This window comes from [Eubacterium] eligens ATCC 27750, from assembly GCF_000146185.1.
GTDB lineage: Bacteria > Bacillota > Clostridia > Lachnospirales > Lachnospiraceae > Lachnospira > Lachnospira eligens.
On the sequence record NC_012778.1, the window covers coordinates 1,438,686 to 1,459,290 of the forward strand.

15 protein-coding genes, 2 tRNA genes and 1 pseudogene are annotated in these 20,605 nt (G+C 39.5%); 2 read left to right on the forward strand and 16 right to left on the reverse strand.

The features are described 5' to 3' along the window. Positions 1-263 precede the first annotated feature (263 nt). From EUBELI_RS06750 to EUBELI_RS06785, 8 genes and pseudogenes are all read right to left on the reverse strand, one after another. Entirely contained in the window at positions 264-1,139 is an 876-nt protein-coding gene (locus EUBELI_RS06750) for a methionyl aminopeptidase (RefSeq protein ID WP_012739624.1), read from the reverse strand. An 84-nt stretch (positions 1,140-1,223) separates the two neighbouring features. Further along, positions 1,224-2,531 carry a phosphopyruvate hydratase gene (eno, locus tag EUBELI_RS06755; protein WP_012739625.1) on the reverse strand — a complete coding sequence of 436 codons (1,308 nt, stop codon included), beginning with the start codon at positions 2,529-2,531 and terminating at the stop codon, positions 1,224-1,226. 174 nt (positions 2,532-2,705) lie between these two features. Next, positions 2,706-3,467, reverse strand: coding sequence for an amino acid ABC transporter ATP-binding protein (locus EUBELI_RS06760; protein ID WP_022099143.1), 762 nt, complete (start codon positions 3,465-3,467; stop codon positions 2,706-2,708). A 13-nt stretch (positions 3,468-3,480) separates the two neighbouring features. Then, positions 3,481-4,122 carry an amino acid ABC transporter permease gene (locus EUBELI_RS14920; RefSeq protein WP_041688665.1) on the reverse strand — a complete coding sequence of 214 codons (642 nt, stop codon included), beginning with the start codon at positions 4,120-4,122 and terminating at the stop codon, positions 3,481-3,483. 108 nt (positions 4,123-4,230) lie between these two features. After that, positions 4,231-5,013: pseudogene (locus EUBELI_RS14925) on the reverse strand (amino acid ABC transporter substrate-binding protein); the annotation flags it as partial. Between the two features lie 93 nt (positions 5,014-5,106). Then, positions 5,107-6,078, reverse strand: coding sequence for an AEC family transporter (locus EUBELI_RS06775; protein WP_012739628.1), 972 nt, complete (start codon positions 6,076-6,078; stop codon positions 5,107-5,109). A 15-nt stretch (positions 6,079-6,093) separates the two neighbouring features. Next, a complete protein-coding gene (gene thiD, locus EUBELI_RS06780) occupies positions 6,094-6,900 on the reverse strand; it encodes a bifunctional hydroxymethylpyrimidine kinase/phosphomethylpyrimidine kinase (protein ID WP_012739629.1) in 807 nt (268 codons plus the stop codon). A 115-nt stretch (positions 6,901-7,015) separates the two neighbouring features. Beyond that, a tRNA-Leu gene (locus tag EUBELI_RS06785) sits at positions 7,016-7,100 on the reverse strand. 492 nt (positions 7,101-7,592) lie between these two features. Here EUBELI_RS06785 and EUBELI_RS06790 point away from each other — a divergent pair. Beyond that, positions 7,593-7,675, forward strand: a tRNA-Leu gene (locus EUBELI_RS06790). A 53-nt stretch (positions 7,676-7,728) separates the two neighbouring features. Here the strand turns inward: EUBELI_RS06790 and EUBELI_RS06795 are convergent. Together EUBELI_RS06795 and floA are read right to left on the reverse strand one after the other, a co-directional pair. Next, positions 7,729-8,373, reverse strand: a complete 645-nt coding sequence (locus EUBELI_RS06795; RefSeq protein ID WP_012739631.1) for a hypothetical protein — start codon at positions 8,371-8,373, stop codon at positions 7,729-7,731. A gap of 33 nt (positions 8,374-8,406) precedes the next feature. Beyond that, positions 8,407-9,357 carry a flotillin-like protein FloA gene (floA, locus tag EUBELI_RS06800; protein ID WP_041688166.1) on the reverse strand — a complete coding sequence of 317 codons (951 nt, stop codon included), beginning with the start codon at positions 9,355-9,357 and terminating at the stop codon, positions 8,407-8,409. 152 nt (positions 9,358-9,509) lie between these two features. On the opposite strand from floA, the gene EUBELI_RS06805 reads away from it, so the two are divergent. After that, on the forward strand, positions 9,510-10,979 hold the full coding sequence (locus EUBELI_RS06805; RefSeq protein WP_012739633.1) for a 4Fe-4S dicluster domain-containing protein: 1,470 nt from the start codon (positions 9,510-9,512) through the stop codon (positions 10,977-10,979). 42 nt (positions 10,980-11,021) lie between these two features. Here the strand turns inward: EUBELI_RS06805 and EUBELI_RS06810 are convergent, their stop codons facing one another. The 6 genes from EUBELI_RS06810 to gltB form a co-directional block, all read right to left on the reverse strand. Continuing rightward, entirely contained in the window at positions 11,022-11,774 is a 753-nt protein-coding gene (locus EUBELI_RS06810; protein WP_147604203.1) for an ABC transporter permease, read from the reverse strand. Then, positions 11,764-12,765, reverse strand: coding sequence for an ABC transporter substrate-binding protein (locus EUBELI_RS06815; protein WP_041688167.1), 1,002 nt, complete (start codon positions 12,763-12,765; stop codon positions 11,764-11,766). The genes EUBELI_RS06810 and EUBELI_RS06815 overlap by 11 nt, the downstream gene beginning before the upstream one ends. 25 nt (positions 12,766-12,790) lie before the next feature. After that, positions 12,791-13,027 (reverse strand): HPr family phosphocarrier protein, encoded by a 237-nt coding sequence (locus tag EUBELI_RS06820; RefSeq protein ID WP_012739636.1) that lies wholly within the window; start codon positions 13,025-13,027, stop codon positions 12,791-12,793. Between the two features lie 61 nt (positions 13,028-13,088). Beyond that, positions 13,089-14,228 (reverse strand): GGDEF domain-containing protein, encoded by a 1,140-nt coding sequence (locus EUBELI_RS13630; RefSeq protein WP_049777930.1) that lies wholly within the window; start codon positions 14,226-14,228, stop codon positions 13,089-13,091. A 136-nt stretch (positions 14,229-14,364) separates the two neighbouring features. Beyond that, a complete protein-coding gene (locus EUBELI_RS06830; protein WP_012739638.1) occupies positions 14,365-15,849 on the reverse strand; it encodes a glutamate synthase subunit beta in 1,485 nt (494 codons plus the stop codon). Between the two features lie 61 nt (positions 15,850-15,910). Further along, on the reverse strand, positions 15,911-20,449 hold the full coding sequence (gene gltB, locus EUBELI_RS06835) for a glutamate synthase large subunit (RefSeq protein ID WP_041688670.1): 4,539 nt from the start codon (positions 20,447-20,449) through the stop codon (positions 15,911-15,913). Between the last annotated feature and the right edge of the window lie 156 nt (positions 20,450-20,605).

Consider the following 20,605-nt stretch of genomic DNA (forward strand, 5'->3'; position numbering starts at 1 on the left):
TGACAGTCTGATGTCTGTGAACTGTCTCTTAACACCGGATATCTACTGTCAGATGGACGACAAGTCGTCTAATTCTGGATATACAATGTCATTTGTGTGCTGAATAATGCGACTACCTATAGGTATCACATCAATAAAAAAGTTCCTGCCAATCAGGCGCTTTGAGCCCGCCGGTTCTTAATGAGCGTGTAACGCGAATTTAGTACCGCTGCGAGGCGAGAGCAGCGAAAGCGTGCCTGATTGGCAGGAACTTATTTTATTTCTTACCAACTTATTACTTCGTGTCCGTCCTCTGTTACAAGAACCTGAATTTCCCACTGTGCTGAAGGAAGTCCATCAGCTGTAGATACTTCCCAGCCGTTCTTTTCATCTGTAACAACATTTACCTTACCCATATTAACCATAGGCTCTATTGTAAACATCATTCCCGGAGCCATAACCATATCTGTTCCTTTTCTGGTGTTGTACCCAACCCATGGGTCTTCATGAAATTCAAGTCCGACTCCATGGCCGCCGATTTCTCTTACAACAGTATATCCATTAGCATATGCATGGTCATGTACTGCCTGTCCCATATCGCCTAAGAAGCCCCAAGGCTTAACCTGCTCAAGTCCTAATTCAACACATTCCTTAGTAACATCAACAAGCTTCTTTACCTCAGGCTTAACATCACCTATACAGAACATTCTTGATGAATCTGAAAAATATCCGTGAAGAATTGTAGAACAGTCAACATTTACAATATCACCTGACTTAAGGATAACATCCTTAGATGGAAATCCGTGGCATACCTGCTCATTAACAGATGTACACACACTGTAAGGATATCCTTCATAATTAAGTGGTGCTGGAATTCCTCCCATATCAGTGGTTACATCATATACAATCTTATCAATCTCCGCAGTGTTCATGCCCTCATGTATTTCTGCTGCAACCGCATCAAGGCACGCAACATTTATCCTGGCACTCTCTTTAATTTTCTCAATCTGTTCAGGTGTCTTGATTAACTTGTGTGATGGCACAATATGTCCAATATCCTCGAGATATCTTAACTTATCGTCAAATGCTTCATGACACGCTTTGTATTTCTTACCACTGCCACACCAGCAATGGTCGTTTCTTCCTAATTTCTTAATCATTGTTCCGCCTTCCTGTTACATATATTATAATCATACACAACTATAAGGCTTTCTTAATATTTTTTCAATATCTGTTTCAAATGATTAATCATTATTAACATTAAAAGCCCTGATTCCCGGATATACCGCACTGGCGCCAAGCTGTTCCTCAATTCTTAAAAGCTGGTTATACTTAGCAACTCTTTCTGATCTTGAAGGAGCACCTGTCTTAATCTGGCAAGTGTTAAGAGCAACAGCGAGGTCTGCAATTGTTGTATCTGCTGTCTCACCTGATCTGTGTGAGCTGATTGCTGTATATCCTGCCTTATGAGCCATCTTGATAGCTTCAAGTGTCTCTGAAACTGAACCAATCTGATTAAGCTTGATAAGAATTGCATTACCTGCTCCAAGTTCAATTCCCTTAGAGAGTCTCTCTGTATTAGTAACAAAAAGATCATCACCTACAAGCTGAACCTTATCTCCAAGTCTGTCTGTAAGCTTCTTCCAGCCTTCCCAGTCCTCTTCATCAAGACCATCTTCAATAGATATAATAGGATACTTCTCACATAATTTAGCCCAGTGCTCAATAAGCTCCTCTGCTGTATACTCTGTTCCAGCCTTAGGAAGCTTGTAATAACCCTTTCCTTTCTCACTCTTCCACTCTGAAGAAGCTGCATCCATTGCAATCCTAAAGTCCCTGCCCGGCTTATATCCAGCCTTTTCTACTGCCTGTAATATTGTCTCAATTGCTTCCTCATCCGACTTAAGTGCCGGAGCAAAACCGCCCTCATCACCTACAGAGGTTGCAAGTCCTCTTTCTTTAAGTATAGCTGCAAGTGCATGAAATACCTCTGCACACCATCTTAAGCATTCCTTAAAGCTTGGTGCACCAACAGGCATAATCATGAATTCCTGAACATCAAGTCCGCTTGATAATGCATGGCAGCCTCCATTAATAATATTCATCATTGGAACAGGAAGCCTGTTTCCTGATACTCCGCCTAAGAACCTGTAAAGAGGAATATCTAAAGATACAGATGCTGCTCTTGCTGCTGCAATAGATACCGCAAGAATAGCATTTGCACCAAGATTAGACTTATCCTTAGTTCCATCAGCTTTAATCATCGCTGCATCAACTGCATATATATCAGATGCATCTATTCCAAAGAGACAGTCATTAATAACAGTGTTTATGTTCTCTACTGCCTTAGTAACGCCCTTTCCCAAATATCTTGACTTATCCTTATCTCTTAACTCAAGCGCCTCAAATTCACCTGTAGATGCTCCTGAAGGTGCCGCGCCTCTTCCAACAGTTCCATCCGCAAGATAAACCTCTGCCTCAACTGTAGGATTGCCTCTTGAATCAAGAATTTCTCTGCCTATAACCTTTTCAATCTCTAAATATGCTGCCATATAATCCTCCTAATCAAATGCTTTGTAATCTTTTAAGTTAGTTTCTTCTAACTTTAGCAATACAATTCTAGCATTATACAACCAAATCCACAATGCAAGAAAATGGGAAGTTTTCTCATTAAAAAACTTCCCATTAACAATTATATCCAGCTATTTAGTTTGTATACACATAAATTATTTTTCCATCTTCTGTAAAAATGCTTTGGTTCTTTCATTACTTGGATTGTCAATAACATCCTCCGGCTTTCCCTGCTCAACAATAACTCCGCCATCCATGAATATTACCCTGTCTGCAACCTTTCTTGCAAATTCAATCTCATGTGTAACTATAATCATTGTCATCTTTTCATCAGCAAGCTGTCTTAAAACCTTAAGAATTCCTGCAGTAATCTCAGGGTCAAGTGCTGATGTAGGCTCGTCGAAGAAAAGCATTTCAGGATTCATTGCAAGTGCTCTTGCTATCGCAACTCGCTGCTGCTGTCCTCCTGACAACTGGCATGGATAACTGTTCTCCTTGCCATCAAGTCCAACTTTCTTTAAAAGCTCTTTGGCTTCTTTCTCTACTTCATTCTTGTCCCTTTTCTGGACACAAACAGGTGCATCAGTAACATTTTTCATGACTGTATAATGTGGAAAAAGATTAAAGTTCTGAAACACAAGTCCATATGTATTCTTGATTTCTCTTAATTCTTTCTTTCCAACATACACTGAAACTCCGTCCTTGTCCTCACATGCAGTTTCACCACCTAACTTAAGAGTTCCTGCATCCATTGTCTCAAGAAGTGTTGCACATCGAAGCAATGTTGATTTACCTGATCCGGAAGGTCCAAGAATTGCAACAACCTCCCCCTCATTAACTTCCATTGATATATCCTTAAGCACCTCAGTATCGCCGAAGGATTTCTTTAAATGTGATATTTCTAATAATTTCTTCATATTAAAATCCTCCTTAATCAAAATACTGCATACGCTTTTCTAGCTTTTCCATAACCATAGCAACAAGGAAATTGAAAATGTAATAGAACAATCCTGCTATGAATAATGGCATGATACTTGCTGTTGAAGCCGCTACCTGCTTGGCAAGTGTAAACATTTCTGTGTAAGCAAGTGCAAATGCAAGTGATGTATCCTTAACAAGTGTTATAACCTCGTTAGTAACCGGAGGAAGTACTCTCTTAACCATCTGAGGGAATATAATCTTCCAGAATGTCTGTACCTTGGAATATCCGAGTACCTCTGCTGCCTCGTACTGTCCCTTAGGTATGCTCTCAATTCCACCTCTGTATATTTCTGCAAAATATGCTGCATAATTAAGTGCAAATCCAATAATTACAGCATAGAATCTGTATGTTGCCGTAACCTTCATTCCAAACAGATAATATGGTCCGAAGAACACAACAAGAAGCTGTAACATAAGAGGAGTTCCTCTCATTATAGATATGTATATTCTCGCAATCCATCTTACAATGCCTATTCTTGACTTTCTTATTTCACATACAAGAAGTCCTAGCGGCATTGAGAATATAAGTGTTAAGAAGAATATTGCAAGAGTTGCTAACATTCCTGATGAAAGCTGCTTAACTATATCCACAAGTCTTTCACCAAATGAATCCTTAGTTGTACTGGTACTGTCAAGGAGATAGGCACTGTCTGTTCCTTCTTCTCCAAGACATACGCTGTCTGTAAGTCCCCATTTTTCAGCAATCTTGTCAAATGTGCCATCAGCAAGCATATCATTAAGGCTTGTCTGAACTTCATCTCTTAATGCTGTATTACCTAACTTAAAACCAATACCATACTGTTCGGATGAAACAGTCTCATCAAGCATTGTGAACTTGTTACCTCTCTGCTCAAGCTGGTACTTTGCAACACCCATATCCATACATACAGCATCTGCCGAACCTGATTCAAGGTTCATAAATGCTGAATTATAATCAGATACCTGCTGAAGTGTCTTAAATTGTGCCGCAAGTGCAAGATTTTCTTCTGTTGCATCCTCTCCTGTAAATGCTGCAAGAGCTGATGAATCAGCCTGTACAATAACAACCTTACCCTTAAGGTCTTCTAACTTCTTTATTCCTAAACCAGATTTAACTATAACAACCTGTGAATTATCAATATATGCCTTAGACCATGTATACTCACGCTCTCTTCCATTAAGCGTGAAACCGTTCCATATACAGTCAATAGAGCCTGAACTAAGCTCCATATCTTTAGAATCCCAGTCAATAGGCTGCTTAACCAGATTCCAGCCATTTCTTTCACATACTTCCTGTGCAAGATCAAGGTCAAAACCTACATACTCTCCACTATCATCCTTGTAACCATAAGGTGGGAATTCCGCATCAAATCCTACTGTAAATGTAGTTCGTCCATCATCGCTCTTTTTATTACTGCATGCTGTGAACATTCCCACAATCACAGACAACATTGCCAGTAACAGGACGGCTTTTCTGATATTCTTAGCCATATAAAAATCCATGCCTTTCTCGCTTTAATATGCTTTCACTTTACCACAGTAAATCAAGCTTGTCTATTATAACATGAATTACCTGATAAAAGCACTATAAATATTCTAAATAAGTCCAAAATTTCTCAATATAAATATCCACGCTGTAAGAGTCACACTTGAAAGTAATGTTGTAAGCACAACTATGCTTGATGACAGCACCTCGTCATTATCCATACCTTTAGCCATAACAAAGCAGGTAACTGTAGATGGTGAAGCAAGCATAATAAGAATTGCCATAAGTTCCTGATTACGAAATCCCATTTTTACTGCTATAGGAAGAAATATTGCTGCTAGACCCACGAGTTTTAAAAATGTAGCAATAACCGTAGGTTTAATCTTCTTAATTGCCTTTTTCCCTTCAAATGACGCACCAATACATATAAGTGCAACAGGTGTAGCTGTCTGCGCAATATTATTAATTGTCTTATTGATAATTACCGGATATCTTAATCCTGCAAGAGAAGATAACAACCCCAGCACAATTCCTATAATTATCGGATTAGTTGCAATATTAAAGCACGCTTTTTTAATGTTTTCTTTCTTATCCGTAGATTGTTCTTCTGTGCTGCCATGACACTCAGGATGTGCCTTAAAGGTAAGCACTATTACCGAAAATATATTAAACAACGGAACTGCAGCAACTATCATAAGTGGTGCCATTCCTGTACTCTGGTACATATTCTGTATGAATGCCATCCCAAGTATCGCCGCACTGCTTCTGAATGATGCCTGCACAAATGCACCCTTCTGCGTATCATCCTTCATGAATATCTCTGTGCATATCCATATTCCGCTAAACATTATAGTAGTGACTATCATACAGTACAGTACAAACTTAACATCAAACTGCGATTTAAAATCTGCTGCTGCTAAATCCCTGAATAACAGTACTGGAAGTGCCACCTTAAATACATATTTATTAGCCACATTTGCAAAATGGTCATCTATAACGCCAATCTGCTTTATTACCCAGCCAACTATCATAACTAAAAATATTGGTACCGTTGCATTTATACTATATAAGAAGCTGTCCATCTGTCTCTCCTTCTACTACTTATTAATATCAAGCCAGTATGTATGGTCAAGCGGGCCACTGCCGCTTCCAAGATTAAGCCCTGCTTTCAACGCACCTGTCAGGTACTCTTTAGCTGCCTTCACACTTTCTTCTATTGATAATCCCTGTGCAAGATTAGCTGCAATGGCTGATGACAATGTACAGCCAGTTCCATGTGTGTTAGGATTATCAACTCTCTCCCCATTAAGCCACACTATTCTGCCATCTACACACAGACAGTCGTTAGCCGTATGAACAGCATGTCCTCCTTTTACTAAGACAGCCGCATGTCCTCCTTTTGATTTAAGATTCTCATATATCTTTATTGCTGCTTTCTCCATTGAATCTGCACTGTCAACAGTCATTCCTGTAAGCACTTCTGTCTCCGGAATATTAGGTGTAATAACATCTGCAAGCACCATCAGGCGTTCTTTAAGAACCTCTGCTGCATCTTCCTTAATAAGTCTGCTTCCACTTGTTGATACCATTACTGGGTCAAGAACAATATTTCTTGCCTTATATGTAATTAACGCATCTGCTATTGTTTCTATAAGTTCCTTTGACGCAACCATTCCTATCTTAACTGCATCAGGATATATATCTGTAAATATTGCATCAAGCTGTGCCTTAAGAAATTCAGGTGAAGATTCCGATATTCCTGTAACTCCTAAAGTATTCTGTGCTGTAAGGGCAGTAATTGCTGACATTCCATATACCTTATGTGCTGCAAATGTTTTTAAGTCTGCCTGTATTCCTGCTCCACCACTGCAATCACTTCCTGCTATTGTTAATGCTGTATTCATATAATTTCCTTTCTACATCTATTCTCATCGCTTCCCGCACGACTGTGAACTTTCCATGTTTTCTCTCATCGCTGCCCGCACAAAAAAAGCACCGAGGTTACCTCGGTGCTTTTAGTGCAGTCGGCGGGACTTGAACCCGCACCCAAGCAATATGGACTAGATCCTTAGTCTAGCGCGTATGCCAATTCCGCCACGACTGCTTGTTTTGTTTTCGTGTCGCTCGCTGCTCGCTGACGACTTGATTATAATATCACCACATCAATATAATGTCAACAGCTTTTTTAAACTTTTTTGAAATTTTTTGAATTTTCTGTTTTTTCATGCTTCGACTTCCTTTTTGGACTTTTTCGTGCCTTTCCTCTGCATAAACGTCCAATCCAACCAGCTTTGACTTCTTTTTTGGACTTCATCGTGCCTTCCCTCTGCTTCAACGTCCAATCCAACCAGCTTTGGCTTCTTTTTTGGACTTCATCGTGCCTTCCCTCTGCTTCAACGTCCAATCCGAACAGCTTTGACTTCTTTTTTGGACTTCATCGTGCCTTCCCTCCACTTCAACGTCCAATCCAACCAGCCTCGATTCCCTTTCAGATAAGAAATTTTAAAAATGACAGCTATTCATATTGACACATTTTCAAATCTCCTATAAAATATCAATGTTGTGTAACTTATTAAGTTTGTTATACATCATATATGCAGAAGTGTCGGAATGGCAGACGAGCAAGATTCAGATTCTTGTGCGGGTTACCGCGTGTGGGTTCAAGTCCCATCTTCTGCACTCATTAAAAGAACCGTGTGATTTTGTGTCACACGGTTCTTTTTTCATATCAATTATATAACTTTCCTTTTCAATATCTCCTGCATAACAAAAGCCTTGCGCATCTCATTCTTATCGAACTTAAGGTCATCAAGAATAACTTTATCTCCCATCTGACTCTGTGGAACAATCTCATCATTATATTCATGTCCGCAGTCATACTGTGTAAATGTGTGTCCGCCTGTCATATCAGAATAAGTTCCTGTGCTTCCTGCCTGCATAACCGGTGAATGAAATTCTGCTTTATCAAAAGTCTTCATCACAGGTGCTGCATTATCTGCCGCTGGTGGCGGTGCAGTATACTGTGGCACAGGTGCCTCTGCCCTGTGTGAACTCACTGCGTCAGAGCCGGCAGTTTTTCCCTGAAAATTATTTCTCTCACGAATCTGCTGCTTGAGTCTTTCAGCTTCTGCGCTTGTCATCTTCTGACTACCTGAATATGTCTGTTGTTCCCTGTTAAGATTCGCTCCATGGCTTAATGTTCCCTGCTTTAACGGACCATTAACAGGATAAGCATTCTGTGTCTGTTGCACATTCTGGTTATGTTCTTGCATATTACGCTGGTGTTCCTGCATGCGCTCCTGCTGCATCTTCTTGGCTTTATTCATATTCATTATAACTATAATAATGAATATTGCCCATATAATTATTATTTCCATACAAATCCGCTTTCCTTTTAATTCACAAGTTCATTAAATAGTTGCCGGCTTCTCTGTTTCTCCTGCTATCGACTGTCTCATCTTAGTATCAGCCTTCAGATTCTGAAGGTCATAATAATCCTTAAAGCCCATTCTGCCTGTTCTTAAAGCTTCAGCCAAAGCCTTAGGTACTTCTGCCTCAGCAGCTACAACGCTTGCTTTCATCTCCTGCTCAAGAGCAACAGCGGCTGCTCTTCTTTCCTCTGCCTTAGCCTGTGCAATATTCTTATCAGCCTCAGCCTGAAGGCTCTGAAGATGAGCGCCTATATTTCTTCCGATATCAACATCCGCAATATCAATAGAAAGAATCTGGAAAGCTGTTCCAATATCAAGACCCTTCTGTAATATAGCCTTGGAGATAGAATCAGGATTCTCAAGCACGCTCTTGTGCGAATCTGCTGAACCTACTGTTGTTACAATACCCTCACCAACTCTGGCAATTACAGTAGCCTCGCCTGCACCACCAACCAACTGGTTAATATTAGTTCTAACAGTAACTCTTGCCTTAACTAACAGTTCAATACCATCCTTGGCAACTGCTGAAATATTAGGTGTCTCAATAACCTTAGGGTTAACACTCATTCTGACAGCCTCTAAAACATCACGGCCTGCAAGGTCGATAGCTGCTGCCATCTCAAATGGTATGTTCATACCGGCTCTGCTTGATGCAATAAGCGCATTAACAACAGCGTCTACATGACCACCTGCCATATAATGTGACTCAAGCTGATTAGTGTTAAGCTGTAATCCGGCTTTTCTTGCCTGAATAAGTGGAAGCACAATTCTTGCTGGTGGAACCTTTCTCAGTCTCATACCGATAAGAGTTCCTATACCGACATGGCTTCCTGATGCTAATGCTGTAATCCATAATCTCATTGGTACAAATGCGAATAACAATATAAGCAGTACCACAATAATGATTGGAATAATTGGAATGTAAGGCATAATTAATCCCCCTTTATATATTTTGATTTTCAAAAATATTATTACATATAATGAGAAAAAATACCACATTTATATAGAATCATTTTAAAAAATCTGCTATAGTAATTAGTAATCGATAATTTTTTGTCAATTATTACAAAGGAGGTTTCATTATGTTATCTAATGATGCTACTATTCAGAATATCAAGCATGAAATCCTGTATGAAGTTGCCAAGCTCGCATATGCAGGAAGGTTTGAAGAAGAAAAGGACGAACTGGCATACAAGATGTTTCCCGGTCCTAAAGCAAGATTCCGCTGTTGTGTATATAAAGAAAGAGAAATCGCAAGACAGCGAATCCGCCTTGCAGAAGGCAAATGTCCAACAGAAAGTGACCATCCGGGTGCCAATAACATAATCCAGGTAATTGAAGCCGCATGTGCCGACTGTCCACTTTCTCACTATATCGTAACTGATAATTGTAGAAAATGTATGATGAAAGCCTGCCAGCAGGCATGTAAGTTCGGTGCTGTAAGCATGACAAGAGACAGAGCCTACATAGACCCTGACAAATGCAAGGAATGCGGCATGTGTGCCAAAGCCTGTCCATACAATGCAATCGCAGACCTCATAAGGCCATGTAAGAAAATCTGTCCAGCCAATGCTATTACAATGGATGAGAATGGCATCTGTGAAATAGATGAAAACAAATGTATCCAGTGCGGACAGTGTATCCACGCCTGTCCATTCGGTGCTATCGGTTCTAAAACTGATATAGTTGATGTAATAAAGGCAATCGTAGACGGAAAGAAAGTCGTTGCCATGGTAGCACCTGCTGTTGAAGGACAGTTTGGAGACACAATAACAATGAGCAGCATCCGCACAGCATGCAAGAAGCTGGGCTTTAATGATATGTATGAGGTAGGTCTTGGCGGAGACCTTACTGCACAGGCCGAGGCAGAAGAATGGCTTGAAGCAGCTAAAGAAGGAAAGAAGCTTACAACCTCATGCTGTCCTGCATTTGTTAATCTGATTAAGAAACAGTATCCTGAGCTTGCAGAACATATATCAACAACTATATCCCCTATGTTTGCACTTTCAAGACTTCTTAAGTCAGAAGATCCTGATACAATAACCGTATTTATCGGACCATGTATAGCCAAGAAGAATGAAAAGCAGGAATATAAGGGTCAGGGAAATGCTGATTTCGTACTTACACTCGGTGAATTCAGAGCAATGATGCGGGCTAAAGAAGTAGTTCTTGAGCCTGAGGAAAACAGCGACCAGCAGGCAAGCATATATGGTAAAAGATTCGGTAACGGAGGCGGTGTTTCCGCTGCTGTTGCACAATGTATGCGTGAAGCAGGTGCTGACCCTGATAAATTCAATATAGAAAAATGCTCAGGTGCTGCCGAATGTAAGAAAGCACTTACACTTCTTAAAGTAGGAAAACTCCCTGCAGATTTCATTGAGGGAATGGTATGTGAAGGCGGCTGTGTTGGTGGACCAAGCCGTCACAGAAGCGGAAAGAATCCTGTTCTTGCTGCCAAAGACCGTGACAAGCTGCTCGCCGAAGCAGACAACCGTAATGTTTCAGACAACTTAAGTAAATATGACTTAACAGCATTTTCAATGCACAAATAAAATTAACGCAAAATAGCGTTGGCAATATTCACATTGTCAACGCTATTTTTTTAGTGCTGCTTTTAAAGTAAGCACAACAAGTTTTTCAAATATCACACTCAATACAACAATTATAACCGTCCACGCCAGCAAATCATCCGTATCAAGATATATTTTCGACATATAAAGCATTTGTCCAACAGAACCTTTGGGCATTCCGATAATCTCTGCTGCCACTCCTGCTTTCCAAGCCATACCAGCAGTAACTCTTCCTGCTGATATAAGATAAGGTGAAAGCTGTGGCATGATAATATAACGTATTCTGCGAATCCAAGGAATATGAAATACATCTGCCATTTCCCTAATGCCTTTATCAGTACTTCTAAGACCGGTCAGTGTATTCTGGTATATAACAGGCACAACTATTAAAAATGCAATGAACACCGACAGGTTCTTTGCCGTAAACCATATAAGACATATAACCACAAAAGACGCAACAGGTACTGCCTTAATTGTAACCATCCACGGCCACAGAATATATTCAACAGGCTTACATATATATGCAAGCACTGCACATATAATTCCACACAATAATCCTGCGAGAAATCCACCGACAATATGATACATTGTAAACCACACAGTTCCTGCAAAATCCGGTTCATGCCATATAGTAAATAATCTGCCAAGCACCTGTACCGGTGTCACTAATAATATCGGTGAATCAATCTTTAGCGCAGCTATTTCCCATAAAATAAGTGCCAGCATAACTGCCAGCACTTTATATATTACATTCAATATCTTCTTATTAATATTCATAATAGAAATCATCTTTCGGCATACTGCCACCTACCGACTTAGGATTCTGGTCATATAACACCTGTAAGAACCCTTCTAGTGCACTTCTCATGTTATTATTAATATAGCATACAATATGGCACTTAGGAAGAGCCTTATTAGCTATTGCTTCTGATGCAACAATTCCATACTCAGCAATAAGCTGTGCTGTCTCATCAATATTGCTTGAAGTATATGCAACACTTTCGTTATATTCATCAATGAACTTCTTAAGCTGTTCTGGATATTTTTCAGCAAATTCTTTTCTTACAACAATTACACCTGTAACAATCTTAGAATTATTATTAATCTTCTCCCATGCTTCATTAAGATCCATAACAACTCTTAAACCACTAATCTGGGCACTTGCTGCTGTAACAAAAGGCTGTGGAAGAACAGCAATTGCACCATCTTCTGACTTTAACTTAGAAAGTGCTTCTGTTGTATCTGAACACCACACAATATCAACATCTTTGTCGGCATCAAGTCCGTTACCTGAAAGAATATATCTTATGGTATATTCCGGCACAGCCCCCATTCCTGTAGCATATATAGTCTTACCCTTAAGGTCACTGATACTGTTAACAGTGTTGCCTCTTTCTACAAGATTAAGAACGCCAAGTGTATTAACAGCAACAACCTGGACCTTGCCTTCCGTCTTATTATATATATTAGCTGCAAGATTAGATGGTACAGCTGCTATATCAATCTCCCCGGTTGCAAGCGGCGTTACAAATGCAGATGCATCAGTAGCAAAATCTTCAAATGCATATGTGTTCTTAGTATTTCCATTCTCTGAATCTTTGCGTAGCTTAACCATCCCCATCGCTGTAGGTCCTGCCATAGCTCCGATTCTTATTGTTGTTGTCTCTTCTGTCTGACTCTCACCTTCATTATTGACTGATTTTCCTGCACATGCCGCAAATGAAAATACCATAATAACCGAAAGCATAACTGCTAGTAATTTCTTCAACTTATTATTCTCCTGATATATTTAATTAGTATTCCATGAACTCCTGTATATCCCTTAATACATCCTCTATCTCGCCTTCTCCGTCATTAATTGTAAGCTGCAATGGTTTACTGATATCCAGACTGAATAAACCAACTAAGGATTTGCCATCAACACAGCTATACCCCGACTCCACATCAAATCCACATGAGTACTTACTAATTGTACTTACAAACCTTTGAACCTTCTCCACAGAATCCAAAAGAATCGTCACTGTCAGCATATTATTTCCTCCGCTTCCTCATCTTGTAATTGCAATATCAGTCACTAATATACACCATTTCTTATGTAGAAGCAACTCTTGATGCCCCATTCATTATACTGCCATAGACTTTTCCATCATAGACAATACAGTTTCTTCCATTCTTTTTGGCAAGATAAAGTGCATTATCCGCTTCCTGATATAGTTTCTTAAAATCATTATTATAAGCCGGAACAAATCCTGCGATTCCCATACTTACAGTAACATACTTTGAAACACCGTAATATGCATGTTCTATATGTTTCTGATCCAGATTATTTCTTATCTTCATAGCAAGTGAAATAAGACTTTCCTCATCCATATCCTGCACAAAAACAATGAACTCTTCTCCACCTGTTCTTGTAACCACATCCGTACTTCTCTGTGCTGAATTTTTTAGTATGCCAGCAACTGTTTTTAAGCACTCATCTCCTTTGGGATGTCCAAATGTATCATTATATTTTTTAAAATAATCCACATCAACTGCAATCATTGCCACAGATAATCTGTTTCTCTCGCAAAAAGGCCATATTGCTTTAATTCTTGCATCAAGTCCTCTCCTATTATAAAGACCTGTTAGTGCATCATGCTCAGAATAATCTTTCTTCCTTTTAAGCTGCATATTAACGCGGACTCTCTGTACTGCAAGATTATGCTGATATGCAACCAGCAGTATAGTTGCAGCCTGAATAATACAGACATCAAAAAACATTCTTAAATCCATACTGCTTACTATAGATAGTAAAATAACCACAACTGTCTGGAACATTAATATTCCTATACATTCTGCCTTAGTAAATGCAGGTATAAAAACTATGTATACACATGCTGCCAGATAAAACAGTATGCTCCCTGACTGTGCAATATCACATACAGCGCCAAACATAAGATACACAAATGTAACATAAAAATAAGCTGTATATATAGCATGAAATCTGTCAAACTCATCAAGACTATACTGCTTTCTTAAAACAAACATAAATAAAAGCTGAAAGACCTCCATAAGACCAGCCACAACAATATATGTATTTCTTGCAAAAACTCCACTCCAATTTCCAATACATGCAGCAATTACCGATACGGGCACAGCTACAGACAGTAAAACAGAAGATAAATACGCCCTCTTCATATTAATATCAGAAACCCCTCGGTTTAATTCGATCATTTTTCCCTTCGCACCCATACAATCCACTCTCCCCATTAATGAATTAAAACATCATGCTTTTAATAATACAACTTTATATACATTAAAACAATAGAAAATATGAAATAAGCAGTCATGCACAATACAACATGCACAACTGCTTATTTTTTCATAATTACAGATTAGTATATCCCATAAGGTAGTAATCAACTGCTCTTGCACAGTCTCTTCCCTGTCTTATAGCTTTAACAACAAGCGACTGTCCTGTATGCATATCTCCTGCTGTAAATACTCCCGGTACACTTGTTTCAAATCCGTCTGCTGCTGTCTTTACATTAGTTCTTTCTGTAAGCTCAACGCCAAATGCATCTGTAACATATTTCTGTGAGCCCAGGAAACCTGCTGCTATCAGTACAAGCTCACATGGAAGCTCTGCTTCTGTTCCCTCCACAGGGACCATCATTCTTCTTCCTGTCTTTTCATCAGTCTTAGACTCAAGCTTTACTGTAACAACACTTGTAAGATTACCCTTCTTATCCTTCTTGAATTCCTTAACTGTAGTTGTATATATTCTTGGATCATGTCCGAATACTGCAATTGCTTCTTCCTGACCGTAATCTGTCTTGCAGACTAAAGGCCACTGTGGCCAAGGATTGTTCTCCGCACGCTCATCTGGTGCTTTTGGCATCATCTCAAGCTGTGTTACCGACTTACAGCCATGTCTTATACATGTTCCGACACAGTCATTACCTGTATCACCACCACCGATAACGATAACATTTTTATCCTTTGCAGAAATGTATCTGCCATCCTTAAGTCCTGAATCAAGAAGACTCTTTGTAGTTGCTGTAAGGAAATCTACTGCAAAGTATATTCCATTGGCATCTCTTCCAGGAGCATTGATATCTCTTGGATTAGCAGCACCACACGCAAGTACTACAGCATCATAATCTGCCATAAGCTTCTTAGCCTTAATGTTCTCACCAACATTTGCATTAGTTACGAACTCAATGCCTTCTTCCTTCATAATATCAAGCTTTCTGTCAATTATATGCTTTTCAAGCTTCATATTAGGAATGCCATATCTTAAAAGTCCACCGATACGGTCAGCTCTTTCATATACAGTAACACTGTGTCCTCTCTGATTTAACTGGTCTGCTACAGCAAGTCCGGCAGGACCTGAACCCACTACAGCAATTCTTTTCTTAGTTCTTACCTTAGGAGGATTTGCTTTCGCATAACCTTTGGCATACGCATGTTCAATGATTGCCATTTCATTCTCTTTAGTACATACTGCCTTGCCATTAAGTCCGCATGTACATGCCTTTTCACAGAGTGCAGGACACACACGGCTTGTAAATTCAGGGAAGTTACTTGTCTTATGTAACCTGTGATATGCCTGTTCCCAGTTTCCTGTGTAAAGAAGATCATTCCATTCCGGAATAAGATTATTAAGAGGACATCCGCTAGTCATTCCCTTTATTGTCATACCAGACTGGCAGAATGGCACGCCACAGTCCATGCAGCGTGAACTCTGCTTTCTCTGCTCATCTTCTGACAGAGGTGTATGAAATTCATTAAAATTCTTTATTCTTTCCTTAGGTGAAACCGCTGTGGCTTCAACTCTTTCATAGTCTAAAAATCCTGTTGGCTTTCCCATGGTTAGCTCCTTTCATGTATGTTATAAACTTGCACTGTCCTTTTTCTACATCTTGCGCACCCTACTTGGTAGCCGCATAGAATGCTTCTATCTGAGCCTGTTCGCTGCTAAGTCCTTTTTCTTCCATCTGTACTATCATGTTAAGCATCTTCTTATAATCATGTGGCATGATTTTCTTGAACTTTGGAAGATATTCTCCGAAGTTGTCAAGTATTTCCTTGCCCTTCTTAGAATTAGTATAAGCAACATGTTCTGTTATAAGCTGCTTTAACTCAAGGACATCATATTTGTTAGAAACTGCTTCCATTGAAACGAGCTGCTTATTAACTCTCTTGTAAAGGCTTGTGTCTTCATCAAGAACATAAGCAATTCCACCGCTCATACCAGCAGCAAAGTTCTTGCCAGTCTTGCCTAATACTACTACTGTACCACCTGTCATATATTCACAGCCGTGGTCACCAGTTCCCTCAACAACTGCTGTTGCACCTGAATTTCTTACACAGAATCTTTCTCCGGCAACACCATTGATGAACGCCTTACCACTTGTAGCACCATATAATGCAACATTACCGATGATGATATTCTCATCTTCCTTATAAGTACTTCCTGTTGGTGGATATACAATAAGCTTTCCACCTGAAAGTCCCTTTCCAAAGTAATCGTTACTATCACCTACAAGTTCAAGTGTAAGTCCCTTAGGAATAAATGCACCAAAGCTCTGTCCGCCTGCGCCATTACATTTTACTGTATATGTATCATCATCAAGCTTATCATCAAATCTTCTTGTAATCTCAGCGCCAAGAAGTGTTCCTAATGTACGGTCTGTATTGGCAACATCGATTTCAAGACTTCTCTTGCTTCCTGTCTCCATGGCAGATTCGAACTTCTTAAGTAAAATCTTTTCATCAACTGTCTTCTCAAGTTCGAAATCAAATACATTTTTCTTATCATAATGTATCTTTGTCTGCTTAACATATGGATTATCAAGAATCTGTGATAAATCAATCTCTGCTGAACGTCCGCTCTTGGCAACATTCTTCTGCTCAAGCAGATCTGTTCTTCCTACCAGCTCATCAAGTGTCTTAATTCCTAAGTCAGCCATTATCTCACGGAGTTCCTGTGCAATGAATCTCATGAAATTAACAACATATTCAGGCTTACCTGTAAATCTCTTGCGAAGCTCAGGATTCTGTGTTGCAACACCAACAGGGCATGTATCAAGGTTACATACTCTCATCATTACGCATCCCATAGTTACAAGTGGAGCTGTTGCAAATCCGAATTCCTCTGCACCAAGCATTGCTGCGATAGCAACGTCTCTTCCGCTCATTAACTTACCATCTGTCTCAATAATAACCTTATTACGCAGTCCGTTCATTGTAAGTGTCTGATGAGCCTCTGCAAGACCTAATTCCCAAGGAAGTCCGGCATTATGTATAGAGCTTCTTGGAGCTGCACCAGTACCTCCGTCATAACCAGAAATAAGAATTACCTGTGCGCCCGCCTTGGCAACACCTGATGCAACTGTACCAACACCAGCTTCTGAAACAAGCTTGACTGATATTCTTGCATTCTTGTTAGCATTCTTAAGGTCGTATATAAGCTGTGCCAGATCCTCAATTGAATATATATCATGATGTGGTGGTGGTGAAATAAGCGCAACACCCGGAGTTGAAAGACGAGTCTTTGCAATCCAAGGATACACCTTCTTTCCTGGAAGATGTCCACCTTCACCCGGCTTAGCGCCCTGTGCCATCTTAATCTGAATCTCCTGTGCGCTTACAAGGTATCTTGAAGTAACGCCGAATCTTCCTGATGCAACCTGCTTGATTGCAGAGCATCTGTTAAGACCATCCGGACCAACCTTTAATCTGTCAATGTCCTCTCCACCTTCACCTGAGTTAGACTTACCATGAAGCATGTTCATGGCAATAGCCATAGTTTCATGTGCCTCTCTTGATATTGAACCATATGACATAGCACCAGTCTTGAATCTTCTTACGATAGAATCAACACTTTCAACCTCATCAATGCTGATTCCCTTCTTAGGGAACTTAATGTTCATAAGACCTCTTAAGTTCTTAACACCCTCTTCCTTATTAACAAGAGCTGTATATTCCTTAAATGTCTTGTAATCTCCTGTTCTTGTAGCAAGCTGTAACAAATGTATTGTCTGTGGGTTATACAGATGTTCTTCCTTGCCGCTTCTCATCTTATGAGCGCCTGAGCTGTCAAGAGTAGTATCTGTAGAAAGTCCAAGTGGATCAAATGCCTTAGAGTGAAGTGTCTCAACATCTTCCTGAATATCATTTAGTGACACGCCTTCAATTCTTGAAACTGTACCCTTAAAGTATTTATCTATAACATCTGAATTAATTCCAATTGCCTCAAATATCTTAGCACCCTGATATGACTGGATTGTTGAAATACCCATCTTGGCAGCAATCTTAACAATACCTGTGATAATTGCCTTATTGTAATCATCAACTGCTGCATAATAATCCTTGTCAAGCATATTAAGGTCGATAAGCTCCTGAATACTCTCCTGTGCAAGATATGGGTTAATTGCAGAAGCACCATATCCAAGAAGAGTTGCAAAATGATGGACATCTCTTGGCTCACCACTCTCTAAGATTACAGCCATGCTTGTTCTCTTCTTAGTCTGTACAAGATACTGCTGTAATGCAGCAACCGCAAGTAATGAAGGAATAGCAACATGGTTCTCATCAACACCTCTGTCTGAAAGAATAATAATATTAGCACCTTCTCTGTGTGCTCTGTCAACCTCAACAAATAAGTGGTCGATAGCTCTTTCAAGTGAAGTGTTCTTATAATATATAATAGGAATAGTCTCTACCTTAAATCCTTCAACATTCATATTCTTAATCTTAAGAAGGTCTGTGTTAGTAAGGATTGGATCATTAATTCTTAACTGTTTGCAGTTTTCAGCCTTTTCCTCAAGAATATTACCCTCTGTTCCAAGATAAACAGTTGTTGATGTAACAACCTTCTCTCTTATTGAATCAATTGGTGGGTTAGTAACCTGTGCAAATAACTGTTTGAAATAATTAAACAGTGGCTGATGCTTGTTAGAAAGTACTGCAAGTGGTGTATCAATACCCATTGCTCCTGTCTGCTCTGTTCCATTAAGCGCCATAGGAAGTATTGAAGTCTTGAAGTCCTCGTATGTATAACCAAATGCTTTCTGGAGTCTTGCTCTTTCTTCCTTAGTATGAACAGGAACCTTCTTGTTAGGAATCTTTAAATCCTTAAGCTGGATAAGATTACTGTCAAGCCACTCACCATAAGGATTCTTAGTTGCATACTCTTCCTTAAGCTTATCATCCTCTATAAGTTCACCCTTAACGGTATCTATAAGAAGCATTTTACCAGGTCTTAATCTGTCCTTTAACTTAATTCTACTCTCTGGGATTGGGAGTGCACCAACCTCTGAAGAAAGAATAAGATAACCATCGTTAGTGATATAATATCTTGAAGGACGAAGACCATTACGGTCAAGCACTGCTCCAAAGTAGTCTCCATCTGTAAATGCGATAGAAGCCGGACCATCCCAAGGCTCCATCATTGTTGCATAATACTGGTAGAAGTCCTTCTTCTCCTGTGCCATTGCACCATTATTAATCCATGGTTCTGGAATTGTAATCATAACAGCAAGTGGAAGCGGCATGCCATTCATAACAAAGAACTCAAGTGTGTTATCTAACATTGCTGAATCTGAACCATTAGTATTAACAACCGGAGTAATCTTTGACATTTCATCTTCAAGATATGGAGATGTCATTGTCTCTTCTCTTGCTAACATTCTGTCGGCATTACCCTTGATAGTATTAATCTCACCGTTATGTACCATGAATCTGTTAGGATGAGCTCTCTCCCAGCTTGGGTTAGTGTTAGTTGAGAATCTTGAATGAACAAGTGCAATAGCTGACTCATAATCAGGATTTTCAAGGTCGCCAAAGAACTGACGAAGCTGTCCTACAAGGAACATACCTTTGTATACAATCGTTCTGCTTGATAATGAACATACGTAAGTTGTATCTTCTGCTGTCTGCTCAAATACTCGTCTTGCAACATAAAGTCTTCTGTCGAACTCAATTCCTTTAGCTGCATTGGCAGGTCTTTTTACAAATCCCTGCATGATATATGGCATACAGTCAACCGCCTTTTTACCAAGGACATTAGGAAATGTTGGAACATCTCTCCAACCTAAGAATTCAAGTCCTTCCTTCTCAACAATGATTTCGAACATCTTCTTGGCTCTGTTTCTTGCCAGTTCATCCTGTGGGAAGAAAAACATTCCAACGCCATAATCGCGCTCATCTCCAAGCTCAATTCCTAATGGCTTTACGGCTTTCTTAAAGAATTTGTGTGATATCTGAAGAAGGATACCAACACCATCACCAGTCTTTCCTTCTGCATCTTTACCAGCTCTATGCTCAAGATTTTCTACAATGCTTAAAGCATCAGATACTGTCTGATGTGTCTTAATTCCATTAATACTTACAATAGCTCCGATACCACAGGCATCATGCTCAAGTTCAGATCTATAAAGACCAGGCTGTTTGATTTCATTTTCCATAAGTCTAATCATCCTTTCGTATATTCTAAAGCTTTGCTTGCACATAATATACTCCTGTTTTATAGGTTTTGTAAATATTTTTTTGTTCTAATTGTCTGATAATATGACTATTAGTGTTATTCATTATAATTATCAGACATTTTAGAGAATTGTTGC